Here is a 23,064-nt window from a genome sequence, read left to right as displayed (position 1 = left end):
AAGTGCGGCCAAGACACGAACTACGTCGTGTCCCATCAAGAGGTGTCCCGATGTTAAAGCCCCTTCTCTTCGCCACAGGTCTTGCCGGTGTCGCGCTGTTCGCGCTCGGCGGTGCCGCGCAGGCCGAGCGCGCCGTGCCGCTGCCCGTCGCCAAGACCGATGTCACCGCCACCGGTCGGCAAACCGCCGTGTTCGCGGGCGGCTGTTTCTGGGGCATGGAAGCGGTGTTCGAGCATGTGAAGGGCGTGACCAACGTCACTGCCGGCTATGCCGGGGGCACGCGCGACACCGCGACCTATGATCAGGTTTCAAGCGAAACGACCAAACATGCCGAGGCGGTGCGCATCGTCTATGATCCGGCCAAGGTCAGCTATGCGACGCTGCTGCGCGTCTATTTCTCGATCGCGCACGATCCGACCCAGCTCAATCGGCAAGGCCCCGACAGCGGCTACAGCTATCGCTCGGCAATCTTCCCGCAAAGCGCGGCGCAGCGTGGCGTCGCCGCCGCCTATATCGCGCAATTGGGCCAAGCGCATGTCTTCGCCAAACCGATCGTGACCAAGATCGAGTCGGGCGCGTTCTTTCCGGCGGAGGACTATCATCAGAATTTTTACGACCGGAACCCCAACCACCCCTATATCGTGACCTTCGACAAACCAAAGGTTGCGGCGTTCCGCGCAGGCTTTCCGCAATTGGCGAGCTGAGATGTGAAATCCCTCCCGTTCACGGGAGGGATTTTTGGCAGCGGCTTACGCCGCCAGCGGAAAGCGCAGCAAGCGATCCTCGACCGGGATCAGCGCTTCCGCCCCTCGCCCGACTGCGCGGACAATCTCCGGGTGTGCTGCATCCAGCCCCCCCGTCAAAGCGCCGAACGCGGGCAGGATCAGCTTGCACGCACTGGCGACGAAGCAGCGGCGGGAGACCGAACGACCGCGCACCCGCAACCGCAATTTGGGATGGAAATGGCCCGAAAGCTCGGGACGGACTTCGTCGGGCACAGCTTCGTGCCGCAGGATCAACCCGTCGACCTCGGCCTCGTCAACAACGACCCCGCCGCAACGATCGACCATTCCCGCATCATGGTTGCCGGTGATCCACGTCCACGCGATCGCACCGGTCAGCGCGCGCAGCCGCGCCTGCGCCGCATCGGGCAAGCGATCGCATCCCTCATCGTCGTGGAAACTGTCGCCCAGGCACCAGATTTCGCGCGGGCGCAGCGTCTCCGCCAGCGCGGTCAGATCGGCAAGCGTCGCCAGCGAATCATAAGGCGGCAACATTTGACCACCGCGCGCGTACCAGCTTGCTTTCTCGAAATGCAGGTCGGCCACCAGCAACGCCCCGCGCGCGGGCCAGAACAGGGCACCGCTCCCCAAAGCAAGGAAATCACGACCTGCGAACGAAAAGGGAACCATGCCCTTGGCTATGTCGCAATGGTGGCCTCGGTGCAACGCCCGTGACACCGCCTGGCCAGCGCGAGTATCAAAGGCCTTGCGCAAAGCCCCCACGAGCGTAAAGCGCGCCGTCCTTCCTGACGAGCCATTCACCGCTTATGACCGCAGCGACCGCGACCAAGCCTGACAGTCCTGCCCCGCATGCGCCGCATCCGGCGTTGCTGGCCTTGACGATCGGCGCGATCGGCGTGGTGTTCGGCGATATCGGCACCAGCCCGCTTTACGCCTTCCGCGAAGCGTTGAGCCAGACCGCGGGCGACGGCATCGACGCCAGCGAGATTCTGGGCGTGCTGAGCCTCGCAATCTGGTCGCTGATCCTGGTCGTCACCGTCAAATACGTCATCTTTCTGATGCGCGCGGACAATCAGGGCGAAGGCGGCGTGCTGGCGCTCACCGCACTCGCCCGGCGCGCGCTGGGGCGGCGCTCGCTCATCGCGCTGGTGCTGGGGGCGGCGGGGGCCTCGCTCTTCTACGGCGATGCGATCATCACGCCGGCCTTGTCGGTGCTGTCGGCGGTGGAGGGGCTGAAGACCATTCCCGCACTGGCCAATATCTTCGACGATTCGGCGATCCTCGGCGTCACGATCGTGATCCTCGTCGCGCTGTTTTTCATCCAGAGCCGCGGCACGGCGAGCGTTTCGACGCTGTTCGGGCCGGTCTGTATCGTGTGGTTCCTGGCGATTGGCGGGCTCGGCCTGTGGCACATCGCCGACGAACCTTCGATCCTGCGCGTCATTTCCCCGCATTATGGCGCGATCCTGCTCGCCACACACGGCGTCACGGGCCTGTTCGTGCTGGGGGCTGTGTTCCTGACGGTAACGGGCGCCGAGGCCTTGACCGCCGATATGGGCCATTTCGGTATCAAGCCGATCCGTATCGGCTGGTTCTTCCTCGTTTTCCCCTGCCTGGTGCTCAATTATCTCGGCCAGGGTGCCTTTGCGCTCAATGCGCTTGAGGCGGCGGCGGCGGCGGGAACGCCCTTCGTCAACCAGGACTGGTTCTTCGTGATGGCGCCGGAAAGCGTGCGGCCGTGGCTGATCGTGCTCGCGATGATGGCAACCGTCATCGCCAGTCAAGCGGTGATCACCGGTGCCTATTCGCTGACGCAGCAGGCGATCCAGCTCGGCCTGTTGCCGCGCCTGCGCATCCGCCAGACCTCGGCCGCACAGGCCGGACAAATCTATCTGCCGTCGATCAACTGGCTGCTGCTGACGGGCGTGCTGGTGCTGGTAATCCAGTTCCGCACCTCCTCGGCAATGGCTGCCGCTTATGGCATTGCGGTTACGGGCACGATGGTGGTGACGACGTTGCTCGCCTATATCGTGGTGCGCCATCGCTGGAACTGGGGGCGTCCGCTGGCACTCGCGGTGATCCTGCCGTTCCTCACGCTCGACCTGATCTTCTTCGGCGCGAACATCCTGCGCGTGGTCGAGGGCGGCTGGGTGCCGCTGGTCGTGGCAGGGGTGATCGGCCTGATCATCTACACCTGGAATCGTGGTCGCGGCATCGTCCGCGCGTTCGAGGCGCGGCAGAGCGTGCCGCTTGCCGATCTCGCCGCCGCGCTCGCCAAGCGTCCGCCCGAGCGCGTGGAGGGGACCGCCGTGTTCCTCACCGCCAATCCCGACAGTGCCCCCGGCGCGCTGCTGCACAATCTCAAACACAACAAGGTGCTGCACGAGAAGAACCTGATCGTCAGCGTGCGCACCGCCGACCGTCCCTATGTCGAGCCGCACGAACGCTCCGAAATCCGCCGAGTCGACGACAATTTCACCATCATCGTGCTGACCTATGGCTTCATGGAATCGCCCGACGTGCCGCGCGACCTTGGGCTGGAGGCGGTCAGCCACAAGAAGGTGCTCAACCCCGCCAAGACCAGCTATTTCATCGGTCGCAACACGATCAAGCCCGCCGCCAATCAGGGTATGCCGCTGTGGCAGGACCGCATCTTCATGTTCCTGCAACGCAATGCCAGCGACCCGACCGACTTCCTCAAGATCCCGCCGGGCAAGGTGCTGGAATTGGGCGAGCAGGTCACCGTCTAGGCGACGCGGCCGTCACAGATCGGGCAGCACCTGATCGGCAATGCCCCACCCCGCCAATTCTCGGGACGCGGCGCGCGCGATCAGCTCATCGGCATCGCGAATGCTCCACTGCGCGGCGGTATCGATGCCGCCGAGTTCGCTCCACGACACCGGTGCCGCCACCGGTGCCCCGGCGCGCGCGCGCGCAACATAGGGCAGCACCGCAGTCGCGCCGCGCTGGTTACGCAGCCAGTCGATGAAGATCCGCCCTTTGCGCTTGGCCTTGGACATGGTCGCGACGAAGCGGTCGGGCGCAGCCTCCCCCAGCGCGCGGGCGAAGCGATCGGCAAAATCCTTGACCGCAGGCCATTCGGCCTGTGGGGTCAGCGGCACGACGACATGCACCCCCTTGCCGCCCGACAGCATCGCGAAGCTGACCAGCCCCAGTTCGGCAAGATGCTCCTTCAACTCGACCGCGGCCTTCTTGACCAGATCGAAGCCCAGCCCCTCATCGGGGTCGAGATCGAACACCATGCGATCGGGCTGTTCCAGCGTGGCGACCGAGGATCCCCAGCCGTGGAATTCGATCGTGCCCATCTGCACGCACGCGACCAGCCCGTCGGCATCGTCGATGTACAGATACTCTTCGGATGACCCGTCCTTCTCGGTGATCGGCACCGTGTGGACATGCTCGCCCTTGAAGCTGCCCGCGTCATGCTTCTGGAAGAAACATTGCTTGGCGCGCCCCTGCGGACAGCGCACCAGGCTGATCGGCCGGTTGGCGGCCCAGGGCAGCATGATGCCCGCGACCTTGGCGTAATAATCGGCGAGGTCGCCCTTGGTGATGTTCGATTCGGGGAAGATCACCCGGTCGCGGCTGCTGACCTTGATGTGGATTTCGGGCGTTTCCGCCGCTTCCGGCTGCACCGGCGTTTCCGCCACCACCTCGCGCGCTGGCTTGTCCTCGCGCAGGCCGATGAAGCTCGAATGCCGCAATACGCCATCAGGCGTGGTCTCGGCAAAGGCCACCTCGGCGACCAGCTTTGGCGACACCCAATGCGCACCCCGCACCGCCGCGCGCGGCGCGTCCACGGTCGGCGTCTTGCGCTCGATCTTTTCCAGCCGCGCGCGCAGATCGAGCATTGTCGCGGTGTCGAAGCCGGTGCCGACCTTGCCGGCATAGACCAGCCCATCCGGCCCGTTCAGCCCGAGCAACAACGACGCGAACCCGCGCGACTTGGCGCTCGGCGTCCAGCCGACAATGACGAACTCCTGCCGCCGCGTGCATTTGGTCTTGAGCCACGCCTGCGTGCGCTTGCCGCGATAGGGTGCGTCGGCGCGTTTGGAGACGACGCCCTCATAGCCTTCCTTGCACATCGTTTCGAACAATGGCTCGCCCTGCCCGACGATATGGTCGGAATATTGGACGCGTGGGTCCTTGCCGTCGATCAACGGCTGCAGGCGCTGCTTGCGCGCGAGATTGGAAAGGCCGGTCAAATCCTCGCCGTTTAGGTTCAGCAGATCGAAAGCGAAAAAGGTCATGTCGCCGCCGGACGCGATCGCGTCCTTCAGCGTCGAGAAATCGGGGCGGCCATCCTTGAACGCGACGATCTCGCCATCGAACAGTGCGGTCTCGACCGGGAGCCTGGCGACGGCATCGGCAATCGCCTGGAACTTGTCGGTCCAGTCGAGCCCGCTACGCGTGAACACCGTGGCCTTGCCCTTGGCGACCGCGATCAGCGCGCGATAGCCGTCATATTTCACCTCATGCAGCCATTGGCTACCGGTGGGGATGGAATCGACGAGCGTGCACAGCTGCGGCTCCTGAAAATTGGGTGCGTCACCCCGGCGCAGGCCGGGGTCGTCCGGCTTTTTGGCGGCTCCCGGGTGAGCGGGCTTGCCGAGCGGCCCCGGCTTTCGCCGGGGAGCCGTCGGCTTCTTCCCTTCCGCAATCTCCGCCATCGTGCGCCCGGTCGCCACGCTGGTCAGCGCGGTTTCGACCAGCGTATCCGCCCCGCCCGCCTCGGCATCGTCGATCTTGCGCAGCAGCCAGTTCTCCGCCTTCTCCTTGCCGCGCGGTTTCAGCCGGATCAGCAGCCACTCGCCCTTCATGCGCTGGCCGTCGAGCACGAAGTGGAGGTGCCCCTTTTCAAGATCCTTGGCGCTCTTGCCCTTGATCGGGGACCAGGTGCCGCTGTCCCACAGCATCACTGTGCCGCCGCCATATTCGCCCGCCGGGATCGTCCCCTCGAAATCGGCATAGGATAAGGGATGGTCCTCGGTCCGCACTGCCAGCCGCTTCTGCGCGGGGTCGAGGCTCGGCCCGCGCGTCACCGCCCAGCTTTTCAGCACGCCATCGACTTCCAGCCGAAAATCCCAGTGCAGCCGCGACGCGTCATGCTTCTGCACGATGAAACGATTGCCATGCCCGGGTTCGAGCGTGCCCGCAGGCTCCGCTGTCTTCGCGAAGTCGCGCTTGGCGTTGTATTTTTCGAGCGGGTCGAGCGTCATATGGCCTCCCCTCCCTGAAAGGGAGGGGTTGGGGGTGGGTTGCTCTGAAACGGGCAATCGGCTCCGCCATAGGCCGACTCACCCCCTACCCCCTCCCTTCCAGGGAGGGGAGAAGAAGCGGCCCTATGCACGTTTCTTCGCCGGCGCACGCTTGATAGGAGCCTTCTTGGCGGCGGGTTTCGCCTCTGCCTTGGCCGGAGCCGCGCCACCCATCGACTTCTTCAGCGCCGCCATCAAATCGACCACGTTCGATCCGCCCTTTTTGGGCGCGTCATCGCCCGCATCTTCGATGATCTTGCCGCCCTTCGCCTTGCGCTTGCGCTCGACCAGGTCGCGCAGCGCATCGACATAGCGATCGTGGAAATCCTGCGGGTGGAACGCCCCGCTCTTCTTCTCGATCAGCGCCTCGGCCAGTTCCATCAGATCGGCATCGGGCGTGTCGTCGGGAATGTCGCGGAAATAGCCCTGCGCCTTGTTCACTTCATCGGCATAGCGCAGCGTTTCCAGCACCATGCCGCGCCCGCACGGTTTCAGGCTGACGACATATTCGCGCCCGCGCATCGCCAATTGCCCGAGCCCGACCTTCTTGGTCCGTCGCAGCGCCTCGCGCAGCACGATGAACGCCTCCTCGGCCAGATCATCGGCCGGCACCACGAAATAAGGCTTTTCATAATAGAGCACGTCGATCTCGCTCGCATCGACGAACTGCGTCAGCTCCAGCGTCTTCTTCGACTCGAGCTTCACCGCATCGATCTCGTCCTGCCCGAGCAGCACGTAAGAGCCCTTTTCATATTCGAAGCCCTTCATGATCTCATCGGTGTCGACGGGACCAACGCCGGTGACCACCTTGTCGTAATGGATCGGCTTGCCGCTCGGCTCATGGATTTGTTTGAAGCTGATCTGCGCGCCCGATTTGGTCGCGCTGTAGATTTCGACAGGGATAGAGACGAGCGCGAGCCGGATCTGTCCTTGCCAATAGGCCCGTGCCGCCATCGTCCTGCCCCTCATCGTTGCGAAGACGATTCAATCCCTGGCGCGCAGAGTCGTTCCGTCGGTGCCGGATCGGGGTGACGCAACCGGACGGGCGCGCTAAAGCGACCGCATGACCGACGATCCCTTTGCCCTGTTCGAACTCTGGTATGCCGCCGCGCGCGCCAGCGAACCCAATGACACCAACGCCATGGCGCTGGCGACCGCCGACGCCAGCGGGCGTCCGTCGGTGCGAATGGTGCTGCTGAAGGGGCGCGGCCCCGATGGCTTCGTGTTCTACACCAATCGCGAGAGCCGCAAGGCGGGTGAGCTCGACGCCAATCCGCACGCCGCCTTGCTGTTCCACTGGAAGTCGCAGCGCCAGCAGATCCGCATCGAAGGCGCGATCAGCCGCGTTACCGATGCCGAATCCGATGCCTATTTCGCCTCCCGCGGGCGCGACTCGCAGCTTGGTGCCTGGGCCTCGGACCAGTCGCGCCCGCTGGCCGACCGCGCCATCTTCGAGGCGCGTTTCGCCGAGTTCCAGGCCAAGTTTGAAGGGCAGGACGTGCCGCGCCCGCCGCATTGGGGCGGCTATCGCGTAACCCCGGATACGATCGAATTCTGGCAGGACCGCGCGCATCGGCTGCACGAACGCCGCGTCTTCACCCGCACCGCCGAGGGCTGGACCGAGGGGCTGCTTTACCCATGACCGAAGACCAACGCCGCGCCATTCCGTTCGCTGTTCGCGCTGCGATCGCCAGCGTGGCGATGGCGATCTTCCTGATCGTGTTGAAATCCTACGCCGCCTGGTCGACCGGATCGATCGCGATGCTCGGCAGCCTGGCGGATTCCGGCCTCGATTTGCTGGCCAGCGCCGTAACGCTGTACGGCGTGCGCCTGGCCGCCCAACCCGCCGATCACGACCACCGCTTCGGTCACGGCAAGGCAGAAGCGCTGGCCGCCTTGTTCCAGGTGATGCTGATCACCGCCTCGGCGGCCGGGATCGCGTGGCGCGCGATCGTCGCGCTCGGCAGCAGCGAACCGACCCAGGGCGCGGAATTCGGCATCGGCGTGTCGCTGATCGCGATTTTCGCGACCATGGTGCTGCTCGCCTATCAGCGCGCCGTCATCCGCCGCACCGGATCGGTCGCGATCGTCGCCGACAACGTCCATTACCAGTCCGACGTGCTGCTCAACGGCTCGGTGATCGTGGCCTTGGTGCTCGATCAATATCTTGGCTGGCGCAGCGCCGATCCGATCTTCGGCATCGTGATCGCGCTGTGGCTCGCTTATGGCGCGTTTCGCGCCTCGTCCAACGCGATCGACCATTTGATGGACAAGGAATGGCCCGAGGCGATGCGCGCCGATTTCATCGAGGTCGCCGCACGCCAGCCGGGCATCAAGGGCATTCACGATTTCCGCACGCGCCACGCCGGCACGCACGATTTCGCGCAATTCCATATGGAGGTGCCCGGCGACATCACCGTCGCGCAGGCGCATAAAGTGGTGGAGGGCGTCGAACGCGCGCTGCATAAGGCCTTCCCCAAGGTCGAAGTGTTGATCCATCTCGATCCCGAAGGGCATGTCGATACCGACAATCCGCTGGTCGAGGCCGACGTCACCCCCCATTGGTTTGGAAAACGCGCATGAGACTGCCCATCGCCCAGATCGACGCCTTCGCTAACGCGCCCTTCACGGGCAATCCGGCGGCGGTGATGCCGCTTGCGGCATGGCTCGACGACGATGTGCTGCAAGCGATTGCCGCCGAGAACAATCTCAGCGAAACCGCGTTCATCCTGCCCGATGAAAGCGATGACAGCGATTTCGAATTGCGCTGGTTCACTCCCACTAACGAGGTGGTGTTGTGCGGCCACGCCACGCTGGCCAGCGGGCATTTCGTGCTGGCGAGCGATCCTGAGCGCGACCGCGTCACCTTCCGCACGCGCAAGGCGGGGGTCCTGTCGGTGGCGCGCGCGGGAAGCGGGTATGAGCTGGCTTTGCCCGCCTGGGGCCCATCACCCAGGCCGCTGCCGCATATCGTCGCGGCGCTCGGAGTCGAGGCGGCGGTTGAAACGCTGTGGCACCCGCATCGTTATGCGCTGATCGTGCTCGAAAATGCCGCGCAGATTCGCGCACTCGACCCCGATTTCCGCGCGCTCGGGCGGCCCTCGCCCGCCGACCCGGCGGCGGGGGGCGGTGCCGAGGTCGATGTCCTCACCATCGTCACCGCGCCTGGCGACGAGACCGACGTGATCAGCCGGGTGTTCGCGCCCGGTGCCGGGATCGACGAGGACCCCGTCACGGGCTCGGCGCACGCGGTGATGACGCCCTATTGGGCCGCGCGCCTCGGCCGCGATCGCTTCACAGCGTATCAGGCAAGCGCCCGCGGCGGGCATTTGACGTGCCAGCTCGCTGGCGACCGCGTCGTGCTCGGCGGGCAGTGCGTGACGGTGATGGAAGGGACGTTCTTCCTACCCTGACCCGCGTCAGGCCGCGACGAGCGCGCCTTCGGTTTCCTCGATCCAGCCGCCGCCCAGCACGCGGTCGCCGGCATAGAGCACCGTCGCTTGCCCCGGTGCCACGCCATATTCGGGCGCATCGAAGCTCACGCGCGCGCCATCGAAGCGTGCCGCAACCGGCTTGGCGAGCGAGCGGACCTTGGCCGTCATCGGCCCGGTATAATCCCCGCCCAGCCAATTGACCCCGCTCAGCCGCGCCGCGCCGACCGCAAGCGCCGCCCTGGGGCCGACGATCACGCGCTTGGTCGCCGCCTCCAGTCGGATGACATACAGCGGCTCCGGCGTGCCGCCGATTTCCAGGCCACGCCGCTGCCCCACGGTGAAGTGGATCAGGCCACGGTGCCGCCCGAGCACGCGGCCCGCCTCGTCGACAATTTCGCCGCTGGTGTCGGCCTCGGGCCGCAACTTCTTGACCAGCGACGCATAATCGCCGTCGGGCACGAAGCAGATATCCTGACTGTCCGGCTTGCCCGCCACCCCCAGCCCCAATTCGGCTGCGATTTCGCGCACGCGCGGCTTGGGCAAGCCGCCCAGCGGAAACCGCAGATAATCGAGTTGCTCCTGCGTGGTTGCGAACAGGAAATAGCTTTGGTCGCGCGCGGGGTCAAAGGCACGGTGCAGTTCAGCACCCCCCGGCCCTTCCACGCGCCGCACATAATGGCCGGTCGCCAGGCAATCCGCCCCCAGATCGCGCGCGGCGGCGAGCAGATCGGTGAATTTCGGCCCCATATTGCACTGAATGCACGGAATCGGCGTCCGCCCCGCGAGATAATCGTCGGCGAAGCGATCGATCACCTGGTCGCGAAAGCGCGATTCATGGTCGAACACATAATGCGCGATGCCGAGCCGGTCGCACACGCTGCGCGCATCGCGAATGTCGCGCCCGGCGCAGCACGACCCCGCACGCCCGACCGCCTCGCCATGATCGTAGAGTTGCAGCGTGATCCCGATCGTCTCCGCCCCCGTCCGCGCGGCGAGCGCCGCCACGACCGAGCTATCGACGCCGCCCGACATCGCGACGACGATACGCTTGCCTGCAAGATCGGCACCCAGTTGAAAATCGGCTTCGTTCATGGCGGCGGAGATAGGCGCTCCTACGCGCACATGCAAAAAACCCAAAAAAAGATCGGCGGCTTTACCCGCCCGAAAGAACCTCGCCGCTACAGATAGAGTTCGATCCTTAGCGGAAGTGCATGCGTGGACCTGAGTTTTTCCAGATTCGAAGCCGATGCGACGGTGGTGGCGCTGCCGCCCGACCTCGCCGTGCTGATGGTCGGTATCGCCGCGCGGCAGGCCGCTAGTCCGACTGCGCTGGTGCAGGGACGCCTGCCCACCGTCACCGTGCAGCGCGCATGGTTCGCGCCCGCCCATGGCGCGTTCAACCTCGCCGTCGCAGAAATGCTCGCCGCCCCGCCGACGCGGGAGCCCGAAAAATGAAGGCGCTGTTTACCGAGCCGCTTTAGCCGACGTTCAAGTCCTTAGAGTAATGACCGTTATTAAGATGCAGGGGTCCCCCCGCCCCGCCACGAGGTTACAGAATGATCGAAAACCAGAAGATTCGCCCAGCCAAGGTGATCGGCCCCCTCGGAGAGCCACTGACGCTCGAATCGCTTCCGCCGCCGGAGACGACCCGCTGGGTCGTTCGCCGCAAGGCCGAGGTGGTCGCCGCGGTCAATGGCGGACTGCTGTCGGTGGACGAGGTGTGCGATCGCTACGGCCTGACGGTCGAGGAATTTGCGGGCTGGCAGCGGGCGATTGACCGCTCGGGGATGCCGGGCCTGCGCGTCACGCGGATCCAGCATTACAAATCGCTCTACGAGCGTCAGCAGAAATACTGACCGTCGCACGCCACTCTTCAAACCGTAGCCGGAACAAAAATCGCAATTCGTGAGTCTTGTCCCCGTATCCCGGATGCAGCCGGGAAAATGGAGGGTAAGATGATCGGTCTCATTGTTTGGCTCGTGGTCGGTGGTGTTTGCGGCTGGCTCGCCAGCATGGTGATGCGCACCGATGGACAGCAGGGCATTGTTCTCAACGTCGTCGTCGGCATTATCGGATCGGTGATTGCATCGTTCCTGTTCGGAGCGGGCATCAACCAGGTCATTACTGTCATGACCTTCGTATATTCTTTGATTGGCGCGATCATTCTACTGGCGATCGTCAATCTCATCCGCCGCGGCTCGGTCCGCTAAGCGCAACCAAGCTACAAAAAAGGCCGCCGGGAGCGATCCCGGCGGCCTTTTTTTCGTTCACGGCATTGCGAAGGTGCCGCAGGTCATTTCAGCAGGAAGCGTACCGACAGCGTGATCGACACCTCGGTTTCGCCCGCCGCAACCGGGGTTGCGTCGCTCACCTTCATCTGGCGGGCGAAAACCATCGGCGGCTGCGGCGTCGCGCCGTCATTGGTTCCGCTTTCCGCGATCGACACGATCCGCGCCACTGACAGGCCGGAGGCCTTGGCGTAAAGCTCGGCCCGCGCCTGCGCGATCTTCACCGCCGAAATGCGGGCTTCATCAAGCGCCGCTTCGGGCTGGTCGATGGTGAGGCTTGGCCCATCGATCTGGTTTGCGCCCTCAGCGACCAGCGCATCCAGAATCGCCCCCGATTTGGCGACATCGCGGAAGCGCACGGCGACGCTGTTGCTCGCTTGATAGCCCGTTACCACCGGAGCCTGGCCGTCTGCATAGCGATATTGCGGGCTGAGCGAGACATTCGCCGTGCGCACGTCGCGCGCCGCCACGCCCGCCTTTTTCAGCGCAGCGAGAACCCGCGTCATGCGCGCGCCATTTTCAGAAAGCGCGGCGGCCGCAGTCTGGCCTTGCGTCACCACTCCGGCCCGGATCGTCGCAACATCGGGTGCTCGCGCGACATGCCCTTCCGCCGTTATGTCGAGCAATGTCCCGTCCGGCAGCAATTGCGGCGCAGTCTGCGCGACGGCGGGGCTGGCGGCGGCCAGTATCAAGACGGGGGCAAGCAGAAAAAAAGTCGAACGCATAAAACACTCCCGGTAGAATGAACCGCTGTTCGGTTCATATCCTGCCTGCGATGATGGCAGTCTGCTCACCAACCGGAGATGAACAGCTTATCGATTCCGGCGCGTGACAATGAGGCGGTACAAGGCCAACACGATGACCGCGCCGCCCGTTGCTGCCGCATAATTTTCCCAACCGCCCACCAAAGCGACGTGCATCGATTTGGCGATAAAGCCCGCAAGAAACGCGCCCGCGACGCCGATCAAAATGGTGACGACAAAGCCGCCCGGATCCTTGCCCGGCATGATCAGCTTTCCAAGCACGCCCGCAACCAGCCCGATCAACAGCCAACCGAGAATAGAACGGTCCATCGCCTTTCTCCCATCGCCTTTGCGTTCCGGATCCGCTCGACCCTCGCGCCCGCCGACCCCAGATGCAACGAGATTATTTCGACACCGTGACGAAATCTGTCGACATGGGGTGGCGAGGCCGCGCAATTGCCACCGAACCGCGCCGATCGACTTGCGAGCGAACCGGAAACACGCCATGCCATATTCTGTAGGATCAGCCTCTTGAGGTTGGTGATCTATTTCTATAACACAGCAAGAATGAACGTCGGCAGCCGCACACTGTCGCGATAGGATGAGAGCCCAGGGGGCGGGGATTGACGCACATGAACTATGAGACGCGGGCGATCGGCAATGAGGAGGTGCTCAGCCTACCGGGCGGCCCCGGGCGGCCGCGCTGGCGGCTGTTTGCCATTGTCGGCGCGGTGATTGTGCTGCTTTTGGTGGGCGGTTATCTGATCTTCGGTCGGAGCAGCCCACCCGCGGCCAAGCCGACAGAACAATTGCCGCTGGTATCGGTGGTGATCCCCGGCCGCTCCAGCGTCGCGCGCACGATTTCGGCAACGGGGTCGCTTGCCGCGCGGCGTGATATGCCCGTCGGCGTCTCCGGCGAAGGCGGCATCGTGACCCGCGTGCTGGTCGAACCCGGCCAATGGGTCGAGAAGGGCCAAGTGCTGGCGCGAGTCGACCGCTCGGTGCAGACGCAGACGGCGGCCTCGCTGGCCGCGCAGATCAAGGTCGCGCAGGCCGACGCGACGCTCGCCCAGTCCCAACTCGACCGCGCCAAGCAGCTGGTGTCGCGGGGCTTTATCTCCCGCTCCGACATCGACACCAAGACCGCGACTCGCGACGCCGCCGCCGCGCGCGTGAAAGTGGCCGAAGCGCAGCTGTCGCAGCAACAGGCGAGCAATGGTCGCCTGGACATTCGCGCACCCGCCGCCGGGCTGGTGCTGACGCGCAACGTCGAGGCCGGTCAGGTCGTCTCGGCGGGCTCGGGCGTGCTGTTCCGCATGGCGGAAAACGGCCAGTTGGAGCTGCGCGCGCAAGTCAGCGAGGCCGACCTGCGCGGTCTGCACGTCGGATCGCAGGCGAAGGTGACGCCGGTCGGCGGCAGTGACGTGTTTACCGGCGAGGTGTGGCAGGTGTCGCCCGTGATCGATCCGCAGTCGCGCCAGGGTATTGCGCGCATCGCGCTGCCCTACAGCCCCCTGCTGCGTCCCGGTGGCTTTGCAGCGGCAACGATCGTGGCTGGCACGACCGACGTCCCGCAATTGCCCAACGCTTCGATCCAGAGCGATGAAAAGGGCAATTACGTCTATGTCGTCGGGCCTGACGACAAGGCAACGCGCCGCGCGATCACGGTTGGCGAAGTGTCCGACAAGGGCGTGGCGATCGCCTCCGGACTTAACGGCACCGAGCGGGTCGTGCTGACGGCGGGGGCGTTCCTTACGCCGGGCCAAAAGGTCAATCCGGCGCTGGTGACGGCCGACGCGGCAAATAAGAGGTAGGTCGATGAACTTCCGGAACATCTCGGCTTGGTCGATCCGCAACCCGGTCCCGTCGATCGTGCTGTTCGTCATGCTGACGATCGCTGGCATTGTCAGCTTTCGCAGCCTGGACGTGAACAACCAGCCGGACATCGATTTTCCGGTCGTCATCATCGATATCTCGCAACCCGGTGCCGCGCCAAGCGAGCTGGAAACGCAGGTTACCCAGCGCGTCGAAGCCGCTGTGCGATCGCTGCAGGGCATCGACGAGATCAATTCGACCGTGACCGAGGGCGATTCGCAAACGATCGTCCAGCTCGCGATCGGCACGCCGATCGACCGCGCGGTCGAGGACGTGCGCTCGTCGATCGCGCAGATCCGCAGCAATCTGCCCGAGGGCATTCTCGAACCGCAGATCATGCGCGCCGACACCACCGGTAACGATCTCGCCAGCTATGCCGCGATCAGCACCGATCTCACCGTCGAGCAATTGAGCTGGTACATCGACAATACCGTGTCGAAGGAATTGCTGTCGGTCTCGGGGCTCGCCGGGGTGCAGCGCAATGGCGGCGTCAACCGCGAAATCCGCGTCATCCTCGATCCGGTGAAGCTGTCGGCGCAGGGGCTGACGGCGGCGCAGGTCAATCAGGAGCTGCGCCAGGTCAACCTCAACGCGGCGGGCGGGCGCGCGCAGATTGCCGGCTCGGAGCAGTCGGTCCGGGTGCTCGGAAACGCCCAGACCGCCTATGAGCTCGGACAGGTGCAGATCGCCACGGGTAATGGCCGCACGATCAAGGTCACCGATCTCGGTCGCGTCGAAGATCTGTACGCCGAACAGCGTTCAGCCTCGCAGCTCGACGGCAAACAGGTGCTGAGCTTCGATTTCCAGCGCGCCAAGAACGCGTCGGACGTCGCCGTTTTCGCCGAAGCCGAAAAGAAACTGGCCGCGCTCGAGAAGCGTTACCCCAAGGTCCATTTCAAGCGCATCGCCGACAGCGTGAAATACACCAAGGCGCAATATGACGCCGCGATGGAAGCGATGGTCGAGGGTGCCGCGCTGGCGGTGGTGATCGTGCTGATCTTCCTGCGCGATTGGCGCTCGACCGTCATCTCCGCGCTCGCCATCCCCTTGTCCGCGATCCCGACCTTCTGGGTCATGAAGCTGATGGGCTTCACGCTCAACAACATGACGCTGATGGCGCTGAGCCTGGTCGCGGGCGTGCTGGTGGACGATGCGATCGTGGAGATCGAAAACATCGTGCGCCACATGCGCATGGGCAAATCCGCCTATCAGGCCGCGATCGACGCCGCCGACGAAATCGGCCTGGCAGTGCTCGCCACGACGATGGCGATCGTCGCAGTGTTCCTGCCGGTCGGCCTGATGCCGGGCATTTCCGGGCAGTTCTTCAAGAATTTCGGCCTGACGGTGGTCGCCTCGGTGCTGATGAGCCTTGCCGTCGCGCGCCTCATCACGCCGATGCTCGCCGCTTATTTCCTGAAGTCGCATGGCGAAGCCTCGCACGGTGAAGGCTTCATCATGGATGCGTATATCCGCATTCTGAAATGGACCTTGCTCCACCGCTGGTCTGCGGTTGTCGCCGGTGCGGCCGCGTTCGGCGCAACCATCTTCCTGTTCTCGGTGCTCCCGTCGACCTTCCAGCCGCTGCGCGACAGCGACAGCAGCACCGCGCTGATCGAGATGGTGCCCGGCACCACCCTCGCCGAAACGCAGGCGGTGGTGACTCGCGTCGCGACCTTCCTTCAGAAACAACCGGGGGTCGATTCGGTCTATGCTCGTGCGTTTGTCGGCAACGGTCGCGTCCGCGCGATCTTCAAGCCGAAAAAAGAACGCACGATGAAGAGCTATGAGTTTGAACGCTCGCTCGCGCCCGAACTGCAGAAAATTCCCGATGCGCGCGTTTCCTTCCGCTCGGACAGCGGCTGGGGCGGCAGCGGGCGCGCGCTCACCATCACGCTGGGTGGTGACGATCCCAAATTGCTGGCGGAAACCGGGGCCAAATTGGTCGAGCAGATGTCGCGCTTGCCGGGTCTGGTCGCGCCGCGCATCGGCGGCGATTTGAAACGCCCTGAGATCGTCATCACCCCGCATATGGACTTGGCGGCGAGCCTGGGCGTGACCACGGCGGCCATGTCCAACGCGATCCGGCTGGCGACGCTGGGCGATATCGATCAGAACAGCGCCAAATTCTCTCTGTCCGATCGCCAGATCCCGATCCGCGTTGCGCTCGACCAGGATTCGCGGCAGCGCCTGTCGACGATCCAGAACATCCCGGTGCAAACCGCCACCGGCGGCTCGGTCCCGCTCAACGTCGTCGCCGACATCGGCTTCGGCGCGGGACCGACCAAGATCGAACGCGTCGCGCAGCAACGCCAATTGACCGTCGGTGCCGATCTTTCGCCCGGTGTCGTCAGCGGAACAGCGCAGAAGGAGATTCACGCGCTTCCGATCATGAAGGCCCTGCCAATGGGCGTGCGCGAGTTGGTGCTGGGCGAATCGAAGTGGCAGAACGAACTAATCAACAATTTCATCGTCGCGCTGTTTGCAGGCGTGGTGTTGCTGTTTGCGGTGCTGGTGCTGCTCTACCGGCGCTTGCTGCCGCCGTTCATCAACGTGATGTCGCTGGCGGTGGCACCGCTGGGCGGGCTGATCGGCCTGTGGCTGACCAACACGCCGATCTCGATGCCGGTCTATATCGGCTTGATCATGCTGCTCGGCATCGTCGCCAAGAACTCGATCCTGCTGATCGATTTCGCGCTGGAGGAGATGAACAAGGGCATCGACAAAGTCACCGCGATCATCGACGCCGGGCACAAGCGCGCCCAGCCAATCGTGATGACCACGGTCGCGATGGTCGCGGGCATGGTGCCGACCGCGCTGGCGCTCAACGGCGACGGATCGTTCCGCGTGCCGATGGGCATCACCGTGATCGGCGGCCTGTTGATGTCGACGGTGCTGACCTTGCTGATCGTGCCGGCCAGCTTCAGCCTGGCGGTCGGGCTGGAAGGGCGAATCGGGCCGTTCCTGCGCCGTAACCTGCTGACGTATCGCGCAGGCGACGACCATGGTCCGCTGATCGAGAACCGCCCGCCGCGTCGGCCCGAGCTTGGCGCTGCCGCAGCGCGGCTTGGCCATGGCCCGGACGATCTGGCACAACCGGCGGAGTAACACCGCACGCGACACGACGCGCAATTGTACAAACGCCGCTTTGCACTTGAACTATCGCGGCGTTCGGGGATTGGTCGGGGCATGAGCCGCACCCGACCACCCCGCACCTTCGAGGCCCCGCCCGCTGGCCTGGTGCGGATGCGCTGGATCGCGGGCGGGCTGCTCGTGCTCATGGCGGCGACCTTCCTGATCGCGCGCGCCTTCGATGATCGCTATCCCGCACTCGGCTTCGTACGGGCCTTTGCCGAGGCGGCGATGGTCGGCGGGCTGGCCGACTGGTTCGCGGTGACGGCCTTGTTCCGCCATCCGCTCGGCTTGCCCATCCCGCACACCGCGATCATCCCGCGCAACAAGGATCGCATCGGCACCACGCTCGCCGCTTTCCTGCGCGACAATTTCCTGATTCCGGGCGTCGTCGCGCGGCGCATGCGCGGGGTCGACATAGCCGGAGCGGCGGGCCGCTGGCTCGCCAATCCGCCCGGCGGCGATGGCCGGTTGCGACGCGGTGCCGCCGCCCTGGCCGCGCATATATTGGAAGCGTTCGACCAGCAGCGGCTCGGCGGAATGGTCAAGGCCGGGATCGGGCAACGGCTGCGCGCGCTCGACGTATCGCCTTTGCTCGGGCAGGCGTTGAGCGCGGCGATCGCCGAAGACAGGCATTTGCCGCTGCTCGATGGTATTGTTCGCTGGGGCGCACGGTTGCTGGCCTCCAACGAACAGCTTATCCGCCAGATGGTGCATGACCGGGCAGGCAGCGTGATGCGCTGGACCGGGCTGGACGAGACGCTGGCGACCAAGATCATCGATGGCCTCAATGGCTTGCTGACCGGCATCGCCGAGGATCCCGACCACCCGTTGCGCGAAAAGGCCGAGGCGGGGCTCGCCGCGCTTGCCCGTGATCTGATCAACGATCCCCGCATGCGCGAGCGCGTGGCGGCGGTGAAAAGCGAGATCATCGACAATCCCGCGATGCAGCGCTGGCTCGACGGGCTGTGGGAGCAGGCGCGCGGCGGTATGCTGCGGATCGCGCGCAACCCTGATGCGATGCTGGCAGGCCCGGTCGGCGATGCGCTACGCCAGCTCGGCGAAACACTGCAGACCGATGCGAAGCTCCGCGCGACGATCAACCGGTTCGTGCGCCGCGCCGTGGTCGGCATGGCGGCGGATTATGGCGACGGCATCGTGCGGCTGGTGTCGGAAACGATCCAGGGCTGGGACGCGGGCACGATCACGCGCCGCCTGGAAAACGCGGTCGGCCGCGATCTGCAATATATCCGCGTCAACGGAACGTTGGTCGGCGGCCTGGTCGGGCTGGCAATTCATGCAGTGGATGTCGCGTTGTAACGGTCGCCGAATACCCGGCCCACGCCCTAACGCTCCCAATCCTCCACCGCCCAGCCGCGCGCGTGCGCCAGCGTGCGCAGCCGCCGGTGCGGGTTTGTGGCGATGCCGACGTCGGCCCATTGCAGCGACGGCGCGTCCGACACATGATCCGAATAGAAGCGCACCACGGCGTCGGCGCGCGCGATCCCCTGCGCTGCCAGCCACGCCTCGATCATCCGAAGCTTGGCCGCGCCATAGCAATTCTCCCCCGCGATGCGCGCGCGCAGGACGCCACCTTCCTGCACCACCCCGGTCGCGATCACGGCGTCGAAGCCGAGCCGTTCGGCGATCGCGCGCGCATAAAAGCCGTAGGACGCAGTCGCCAGGACCAGCCGATAGCCCGCGGCACGGTCCGCCGCGATCTGCGCGAGCGCACCAGCATAGACGCCCGTGCCCACGATCCGATCCGCGAATCGTGCCGCAGCGCGCGCTGCCACCGCCTCGGGCAAGGCGTTACCGAGCAGGAGCGCGTGCGTCCTTTCCTTCAACCCGGCCCGCCCGATCGCTCCGACAGCATAGCCCAACGTCGCCAGACCGGCGAGCGGGAGCAAGGCCAGCCGCCAGGGAGCCTCCGCCCATGCCGTGCGGACAAGGAACGAAGTCCAAGTCGGCGCGTATGTAATAGTCTTGTCCATATCGTAGACGCTAAGATGGTGCATTGCAGCGCCATAGGATGTTCGAGCCTTGCCGATCTACCCCGATTGCAGCACAGAAGGCAGCAGATGACCGATATGGCCGCCTTCTCGTTCGACCGCGACACCGTGCGCTTCACGGGAAGCCTTTCGTTGGCGGCGATCGGGACGTTGCCCGAGCAATTGCGCGCTTTTCAGGGCGAGGTCGCGCATGTCGACCTGAGCGCGATCACGCGAATCGATACGGTGGGGGCATGGCTGATCCACCGCTTCGCCGCCGAGCATGATGCAGATGTGATCGGGCTCGATGCCGATGGCGAACATCTGCTGTCGCAAGTCGCCCATGCAGACCAGCCGGTGGCGATGCGCCCCGCCCCCGTTGGGAGCTTAACCCGCGTCGTCGGCGAAATCGGCGATGCGGTCGTCCAGACTGGACGCACGCTCTACGGCCTGCTCGGCTTTCTTGGCGCGACGCTGATCGCCTTCTGGCATGTGACGACCCACCCCAAGCGCTTTCGCTTCAATGCGGTGATCCAGCGTTTCGAAGTGGTGGGGGTGAGCGCGCTTGGCATCATCGGCCTGATGAGCTTTCTGATCGGCATCGTTATTGCACAGCAGGGAGCTGTGCAGTTGCAGCAATTCGGGGCGGAGTTCCTCACCATCAATCTGGTCGGGCGAATCACACTGCGCGAACTTGGCGTCTTGATGACCGCAATCATGGTCGCCGGGCGATCGGGCTCGGCCTTTGCCGCACAGATCGGCACGATGAAGCTGACCGAAGAAGTCGACGCGATGCGCACGATCGGCGTGTCGCCAATGGAGGCGCTGGTGCTGCCGCGCGTGCTGGCGACGGTGATCATGATGCCGCTGCTCGGCATGTACGCGTCGATCGTCGCGATCATCGGCGGTCTGCTGCTATGCTGGGTCTCGCTCGGAATTCCGCCGGTGACCTTCGTCCAGCGGCTGCGCGAAGTCGTGCCGATCACCGATCTTTATGTCGGGTTGGTGAAGGCACCGGTGTTCGGCCTCATCATTGCCGTGGCCGGCTGCTTCCAGGGCATGCTGGTGGAGGGCGACGCCGAACAGGTCGGCACCCGCACCACATCGGCGGTGGTGCAGGCGATCTTTCTGGTGATCGTGCTGGATGCCTTCTTCGCGGTCTTCTTCACCTCGATCGGCTGGATATGACGCGCGATAGCAAGGCAGACGATCCCGTCATCGTCGTGCGCGGTTTGCGCAGCGCGTTTGGCGACCAAGTGGTGCATGACGGCATCGACCTGACGGTGCGTCGTGGCGAAATTCTGGGTGTGGTGGGCGGCTCCGGCACCGGCAAATCGGTGCTGATGCGCTCGATCATCGGCTTACAGGTGCCGGTCGCGGGCGACGTCGAGGTGTTTGGCGAATCGACCGTCAATCGCGAGGAAATCGACCTCACCGGGCTGACCAAGCGCTGGGGCGTGCTGTTCCAGGGGGGGGCGCTGTTTTCGACGCTGACCGTGGCCGAGAATGTGCAAGTGCCGCTGCGCGAATTCTATCCCGATCTGGAAGGCGCGCTGCTCGACGAAATCGCGGCGTACAAGGTGGTGATGACCGGTCTGCCAGCCGACGCAGGCCCGAAATTCCCCGCCGAACTGTCGGGCGGCATGAAGAAGCGTGCCGGGCTGGCGCGGGCGCTGGCGCTGGATCCGGAACTGCTGTTCCTGGACGAGCCGACCGCAGGGCTCGATCCGATCGGTGCGGCTGCGTTCGACGAACTCACCGCCTCGCTGCAAAAGACGCTGGGGCTGACGGTGTTCCTCATCACGCACGATCTCGATACGCTCTACGCGATTTGCGACCGCGTCGCCGTGCTGGCCGACAAGAAGGTGATTGCGGTGGGCACGATCGACGAACTGCTGGCGCTCGACCACCCTTGGATCCAGGAATATTTCAAGGGGCCGCGCGGGCGCGCCGCGATCGCCACAGTCCACAACAATGAAGAACGCGCGCAAGCGAAAGGCAGTAGCTGATGGAAACCCGCTCGAACCATGTTCTGGTCGGCACCGTCGTGCTGATCCTGATCGCGGTGATGTTGTTGTTCCTGGTGTGGATCGCACGCTGGGGCACCGCCACCGACAAGGAATATGATATCTTCTTCAAGCAATCGGTCGATGGCCTGGCCGTGGGGTCGGCGGTCGCCTTTTCGGGCGTGCCGTCGGGCCAGGTCAAGGAAATCAAGCTGTGGAAGCCCGATCCGCAGTTGGTGCGCGTGCGGATCAGCGTGAATGCCGACACGCCAATCCTGGTCGGCACCACCGCCACGCTGCAGGGCAGCTTTACCGGCACCAGCACCGTGCAGCTCGATGGCGCGATCAAGGGCGCACCGCCGATCACATGTCCGGCGGTCAACCCGCTCAACGATTGCCCCAATGGCGTGCCGACGATCCCGACCAAGGCGGGAGGCCTCGGTGCATTGCTGAGTTCGGCTCCGCAATTGCTCGAACGTATTTCGACGCTGACCGAGAAACTGTCCGACGTGCTGTCGGAGAAGAACCAGCAGTCGATCACCGGCATCCTCGCCAATACCAATCGCCTGACCAAGGCATTGGCCGATCGCGGTCCCGACATCGCCGCCACGCTCGCCGAAACCAAAACGACCTTGCAAAAGGCGGGAATTGCCGCCGAACAGATCGGCAATCTCGCCGACACCACCAATGGCATGTTGAAGGATGATATCCATCCGGTGATGGGCAACCTCAACAAGGCGATCGCCAGCGCGCAGCACAGCATGGAAACGCTCGACGCCGCCGTCAGCGATGCGCGGCCCGGCTTGCAGGCGTTCTCCAAGCAGACCATCCCCGAGGTCGGCCAACTCGTCCACGATCTGCGCCAGATGTCGCAGGCGCTCACCTCGGTCGCCGAAAAGCTCGATCGCGGCGGCGCAAGCTCGTTGATCGGCCAGTCGAAATTGCCCGATTACAAGCCCGGAAAGGGACAGTGACTATGGTTCGTTCGTCCACCAAAGTGCTGCTCGCACTGGCTGCGATGGTGCCACTGGCGGGTTGCATCAGCTTTGCGCCGAAGCCGCCCCCTTCGCTGCTGACGCTGACCTCGACCACCACCTTGCCCGTCGGGAACACGCAGAATTCGGGGACCGCGCCCACCATCACCATCCAGGTGCCGGTGGTCGGCCAGTCGCTCGCCGGGACACGCATTCCGGTGCAAGCGAGCGAGACCTCGATCGCCTATGTCGCCAAGGCGCAATGGGTTGAGCCGCCCAACCGCATGTTCGCGCGGCTTTTATCGGACACGATCCCCGCAAAGACCGGTCGTATCGTGCTGAGCAGCTCGCAGGCGTTTTCCGATCCCGGCGCGGTGCTGTCGGGTGAATTGCGGGCGTTTGGCATCGATGCGGCCACGCAGGACGCGGTGGTCATCTTCGACGGATCGCTGATCCGCACCACCGGCAAGATCGTCGAGAAGCGCCGCTTCGAGGCGCGCGTTCACGCCAGCGCGATTGCAGCAGGACCCGTCAGCGTCGCCCTCAATCAGGCCGCCAACACCGTTGCGGGCGAAGTGGCCGATTGGGTCGGCAAATAAGCC

Annotated in this window: 22 protein-coding genes; 15 read left to right on the top strand and 7 right to left on the bottom strand. The window is 64.8% G+C overall.

Features of this window, described 5'->3' with window-relative positions; translation table 11 throughout:
• The first annotated feature begins 50 nt into the window (after positions 1-50).
• Entirely contained in the window at positions 51-704 is a 654-nt protein-coding gene (gene msrA, locus ACP7BL_RS02090; RefSeq protein WP_341202776.1) for a peptide-methionine (S)-S-oxide reductase MsrA, read from the top strand.
• Positions 705-749: 45 nt separating this feature from the next.
• On the opposite strand, the gene pdeM is transcribed toward msrA, so the two are convergent.
• Positions 750-1,412, bottom strand: a complete 663-nt coding sequence (pdeM, locus tag ACP7BL_RS02085) for a ligase-associated DNA damage response endonuclease PdeM (RefSeq protein ID WP_371423264.1) — start codon at positions 1,410-1,412, stop codon at positions 750-752.
• A gap of 137 nt (positions 1,413-1,549) precedes the next feature.
• Here pdeM and ACP7BL_RS02080 point away from each other — a divergent pair, with 137 nt between their 5' ends.
• Positions 1,550-3,493 carry a potassium transporter Kup gene (locus tag ACP7BL_RS02080; RefSeq protein WP_033966283.1) on the top strand — a complete coding sequence of 648 codons (1,944 nt, stop codon included), beginning with the start codon at positions 1,550-1,552 and terminating at the stop codon, positions 3,491-3,493.
• A 12-nt stretch (positions 3,494-3,505) separates the two neighbouring features.
• On the opposite strand, the gene ligD is transcribed toward ACP7BL_RS02080, so the two are convergent.
• Positions 3,506-5,983, bottom strand: coding sequence for a DNA ligase D (ligD, locus tag ACP7BL_RS02075; protein ID WP_426257492.1), 2,478 nt, complete (start codon positions 5,981-5,983; stop codon positions 3,506-3,508).
• Between the two features lie 123 nt (positions 5,984-6,106).
• Positions 6,107-6,976, bottom strand: coding sequence for a Ku protein (locus ACP7BL_RS02070; RefSeq protein ID WP_426257491.1), 870 nt, complete (start codon positions 6,974-6,976; stop codon positions 6,107-6,109).
• 109 nt (positions 6,977-7,085) lie between these two features.
• Here ACP7BL_RS02070 and pdxH point away from each other — a divergent pair, with 109 nt between their 5' ends.
• The 3 genes from pdxH to ACP7BL_RS02055 are packed head-to-tail and all read left to right on the top strand — an operon-like array spanning position 7,086 to position 9,435.
• Positions 7,086-7,664: a pyridoxamine 5'-phosphate oxidase gene (gene pdxH, locus ACP7BL_RS02065; protein WP_033967411.1), complete on the top strand. Its 579-nt coding sequence runs from the start codon at positions 7,086-7,088 to the stop codon at positions 7,662-7,664.
• Positions 7,661-8,605, top strand: coding sequence for a cation diffusion facilitator family transporter (locus ACP7BL_RS02060; protein ID WP_137902964.1), 945 nt, complete (start codon positions 7,661-7,663; stop codon positions 8,603-8,605). The genes pdxH and ACP7BL_RS02060 overlap by 4 nt, the downstream gene beginning before the upstream one ends.
• Complete coding sequence (locus ACP7BL_RS02055) at positions 8,602-9,435, top strand: PhzF family phenazine biosynthesis protein (protein WP_033967412.1); 834 nt, start codon at positions 8,602-8,604, stop codon at positions 9,433-9,435. Before ACP7BL_RS02060 ends, ACP7BL_RS02055 begins: the two co-directional genes overlap by 4 nt.
• Before the next feature lie 6 nt (positions 9,436-9,441).
• On the opposite strand, the gene mnmA is transcribed toward ACP7BL_RS02055, so the two are convergent.
• Positions 9,442-10,548 carry a tRNA 2-thiouridine(34) synthase MnmA gene (gene mnmA / locus ACP7BL_RS02050; RefSeq protein WP_426257490.1) on the bottom strand — a complete coding sequence of 369 codons (1,107 nt, stop codon included), beginning with the start codon at positions 10,546-10,548 and terminating at the stop codon, positions 9,442-9,444.
• A gap of 123 nt (positions 10,549-10,671) precedes the next feature.
• Between mnmA and ACP7BL_RS02045 the strand changes: the two genes are divergently transcribed.
• The 3 genes from ACP7BL_RS02045 to ACP7BL_RS02035 all read left to right on the top strand — a co-directional run bounded on the left by ACP7BL_RS02045 (position 10,672) and on the right by ACP7BL_RS02035 (position 11,666).
• Complete coding sequence (locus ACP7BL_RS02045) at positions 10,672-10,911, top strand: hypothetical protein (protein ID WP_426257489.1); 240 nt, start codon at positions 10,672-10,674, stop codon at positions 10,909-10,911.
• Between the two features lie 101 nt (positions 10,912-11,012).
• Entirely contained in the window at positions 11,013-11,312 is a 300-nt protein-coding gene (locus tag ACP7BL_RS02040) for a DUF1153 domain-containing protein (protein ID WP_010404863.1), read from the top strand.
• Positions 11,313-11,414: 102 nt separating this feature from the next.
• On the top strand, positions 11,415-11,666 hold the full coding sequence (locus ACP7BL_RS02035) for a GlsB/YeaQ/YmgE family stress response membrane protein (protein WP_126845604.1): 252 nt from the start codon (positions 11,415-11,417) through the stop codon (positions 11,664-11,666).
• 83 nt (positions 11,667-11,749) lie between these two features.
• Here the strand turns inward: ACP7BL_RS02035 and ACP7BL_RS02030 are convergent, their stop codons facing one another.
• Together ACP7BL_RS02030 and ACP7BL_RS02025 are read right to left on the bottom strand one after the other, a co-directional pair.
• A complete protein-coding gene (locus ACP7BL_RS02030) occupies positions 11,750-12,469 on the bottom strand; it encodes an SIMPL domain-containing protein (protein WP_426257488.1) in 720 nt (239 codons plus the stop codon).
• An 87-nt stretch (positions 12,470-12,556) separates the two neighbouring features.
• On the bottom strand, positions 12,557-12,817 hold the full coding sequence (locus ACP7BL_RS02025; RefSeq protein WP_010404868.1) for a GlsB/YeaQ/YmgE family stress response membrane protein: 261 nt from the start codon (positions 12,815-12,817) through the stop codon (positions 12,557-12,559).
• Between the two features lie 302 nt (positions 12,818-13,119).
• On the opposite strand from ACP7BL_RS02025, the gene ACP7BL_RS02020 reads away from it, so the two are divergent.
• From ACP7BL_RS02020 to ACP7BL_RS02010, 3 genes are all read left to right on the top strand, one after another.
• Positions 13,120-14,301 (top strand): efflux RND transporter periplasmic adaptor subunit, encoded by a 1,182-nt coding sequence (locus ACP7BL_RS02020; protein WP_426257487.1) that lies wholly within the window; start codon positions 13,120-13,122, stop codon positions 14,299-14,301.
• Positions 14,302-14,305: 4 nt separating this feature from the next.
• Entirely contained in the window at positions 14,306-17,467 is a 3,162-nt protein-coding gene (locus tag ACP7BL_RS02015; protein ID WP_426257486.1) for an efflux RND transporter permease subunit, read from the top strand.
• 81 nt (positions 17,468-17,548) lie between these two features.
• Positions 17,549-18,811, top strand: a complete 1,263-nt coding sequence (locus ACP7BL_RS02010; RefSeq protein ID WP_426257485.1) for a DUF445 domain-containing protein — start codon at positions 17,549-17,551, stop codon at positions 18,809-18,811.
• Between the two features lie 26 nt (positions 18,812-18,837).
• On the opposite strand, the gene ACP7BL_RS02005 is transcribed toward ACP7BL_RS02010, so the two are convergent.
• Positions 18,838-19,509, bottom strand: a complete 672-nt coding sequence (locus ACP7BL_RS02005) for an HAD family hydrolase (RefSeq protein WP_426257484.1) — start codon at positions 19,507-19,509, stop codon at positions 18,838-18,840.
• A 63-nt stretch (positions 19,510-19,572) separates the two neighbouring features.
• Here ACP7BL_RS02005 and ACP7BL_RS02000 point away from each other — a divergent pair, with 63 nt between their 5' ends.
• Genes ACP7BL_RS02000 through ACP7BL_RS01985 form a run of 4 tightly spaced genes read left to right on the top strand, consistent with a single transcriptional unit; the run spans position 19,573 to position 23,061 of the window.
• Positions 19,573-20,670, top strand: coding sequence for an ABC transporter permease (locus tag ACP7BL_RS02000; protein ID WP_126845538.1), 1,098 nt, complete (start codon positions 19,573-19,575; stop codon positions 20,668-20,670).
• A complete protein-coding gene (locus tag ACP7BL_RS01995; RefSeq protein WP_126845537.1) occupies positions 20,667-21,491 on the top strand; it encodes an ABC transporter ATP-binding protein in 825 nt (274 codons plus the stop codon). The genes ACP7BL_RS02000 and ACP7BL_RS01995 overlap by 4 nt, the downstream gene beginning before the upstream one ends.
• Positions 21,491-22,462, top strand: a complete 972-nt coding sequence (locus tag ACP7BL_RS01990) for an MlaD family protein (RefSeq protein ID WP_033965200.1) — start codon at positions 21,491-21,493, stop codon at positions 22,460-22,462. The genes ACP7BL_RS01995 and ACP7BL_RS01990 overlap by 1 nt, the downstream gene beginning before the upstream one ends.
• Positions 22,459-23,061, top strand: coding sequence for an ABC-type transport auxiliary lipoprotein family protein (locus ACP7BL_RS01985; protein WP_033965201.1), 603 nt, complete (start codon positions 22,459-22,461; stop codon positions 23,059-23,061). Before ACP7BL_RS01990 ends, ACP7BL_RS01985 begins: the two co-directional genes overlap by 4 nt.
• The last annotated feature ends 3 nt before the right edge of the window (positions 23,062-23,064 follow it).

Origin of the sequence: Sphingomonas sp. DC1600-2 (assembly GCF_049897605.1) — a bacterium.
Classification (GTDB): Bacteria; Pseudomonadota; Alphaproteobacteria; order Sphingomonadales; family Sphingomonadaceae; genus Sphingomonas.
This window is presented reverse-complemented; position numbering and strand designations above follow the sequence as displayed.

Bases quoted from the DNA above. Each gene is read 5' to 3' on its own strand.
- msrA (WP_341202776.1), top strand. From the start codon at position 51: ATGTTAAAGCCCCTTCTCTTCGCCACAGGTCTTGCCGGTGTCGCGCTG.
- pdeM (WP_371423264.1), bottom strand. From the start codon at position 1,412: ATGGTTCCCTTTTCGTTCGCAGGTCGTGATTTCCTTGCTTTGGGGAGC.
- ACP7BL_RS02080 (WP_033966283.1), top strand. From the start codon at position 1,550: ATGACCGCAGCGACCGCGACCAAGCCTGACAGTCCTGCCCCGCATGCG.
- ligD (WP_426257492.1), bottom strand. From the start codon at position 5,983: ATGACGCTCGACCCGCTCGAAAAATACAACGCCAAGCGCGACTTCGCG.
- ACP7BL_RS02070 (WP_426257491.1), bottom strand. From the start codon at position 6,976: ATGGCGGCACGGGCCTATTGGCAAGGACAGATCCGGCTCGCGCTCGTC.
- pdxH (WP_033967411.1), top strand. From the start codon at position 7,086: ATGACCGACGATCCCTTTGCCCTGTTCGAACTCTGGTATGCCGCCGCG.
- ACP7BL_RS02060 (WP_137902964.1), top strand. From the start codon at position 7,661: ATGACCGAAGACCAACGCCGCGCCATTCCGTTCGCTGTTCGCGCTGCG.
- ACP7BL_RS02055 (WP_033967412.1), top strand. From the start codon at position 8,602: ATGAGACTGCCCATCGCCCAGATCGACGCCTTCGCTAACGCGCCCTTC.
- mnmA (WP_426257490.1), bottom strand. From the start codon at position 10,548: ATGAACGAAGCCGATTTTCAACTGGGTGCCGATCTTGCAGGCAAGCGT.
- ACP7BL_RS02040 (WP_010404863.1), top strand. From the start codon at position 11,013: ATGATCGAAAACCAGAAGATTCGCCCAGCCAAGGTGATCGGCCCCCTC.
- ACP7BL_RS02030 (WP_426257488.1), bottom strand. From the start codon at position 12,469: ATGCGTTCGACTTTTTTTCTGCTTGCCCCCGTCTTGATACTGGCCGCC.
- ACP7BL_RS02025 (WP_010404868.1), bottom strand. From the start codon at position 12,817: ATGGACCGTTCTATTCTCGGTTGGCTGTTGATCGGGCTGGTTGCGGGC.
- ACP7BL_RS02020 (WP_426257487.1), top strand. From the start codon at position 13,120: ATGAACTATGAGACGCGGGCGATCGGCAATGAGGAGGTGCTCAGCCTA.
- ACP7BL_RS02015 (WP_426257486.1), top strand. From the start codon at position 14,306: ATGAACTTCCGGAACATCTCGGCTTGGTCGATCCGCAACCCGGTCCCG.
- ACP7BL_RS02010 (WP_426257485.1), top strand. From the start codon at position 17,549: ATGAGCCGCACCCGACCACCCCGCACCTTCGAGGCCCCGCCCGCTGGC.
- ACP7BL_RS02005 (WP_426257484.1), bottom strand. From the start codon at position 19,509: ATGCACCATCTTAGCGTCTACGATATGGACAAGACTATTACATACGCG.
- ACP7BL_RS02000 (WP_126845538.1), top strand. From the start codon at position 19,573: ATGACCGATATGGCCGCCTTCTCGTTCGACCGCGACACCGTGCGCTTC.
- ACP7BL_RS01995 (WP_126845537.1), top strand. From the start codon at position 20,667: ATGACGCGCGATAGCAAGGCAGACGATCCCGTCATCGTCGTGCGCGGT.
- ACP7BL_RS01990 (WP_033965200.1), top strand. From the start codon at position 21,491: ATGGAAACCCGCTCGAACCATGTTCTGGTCGGCACCGTCGTGCTGATC.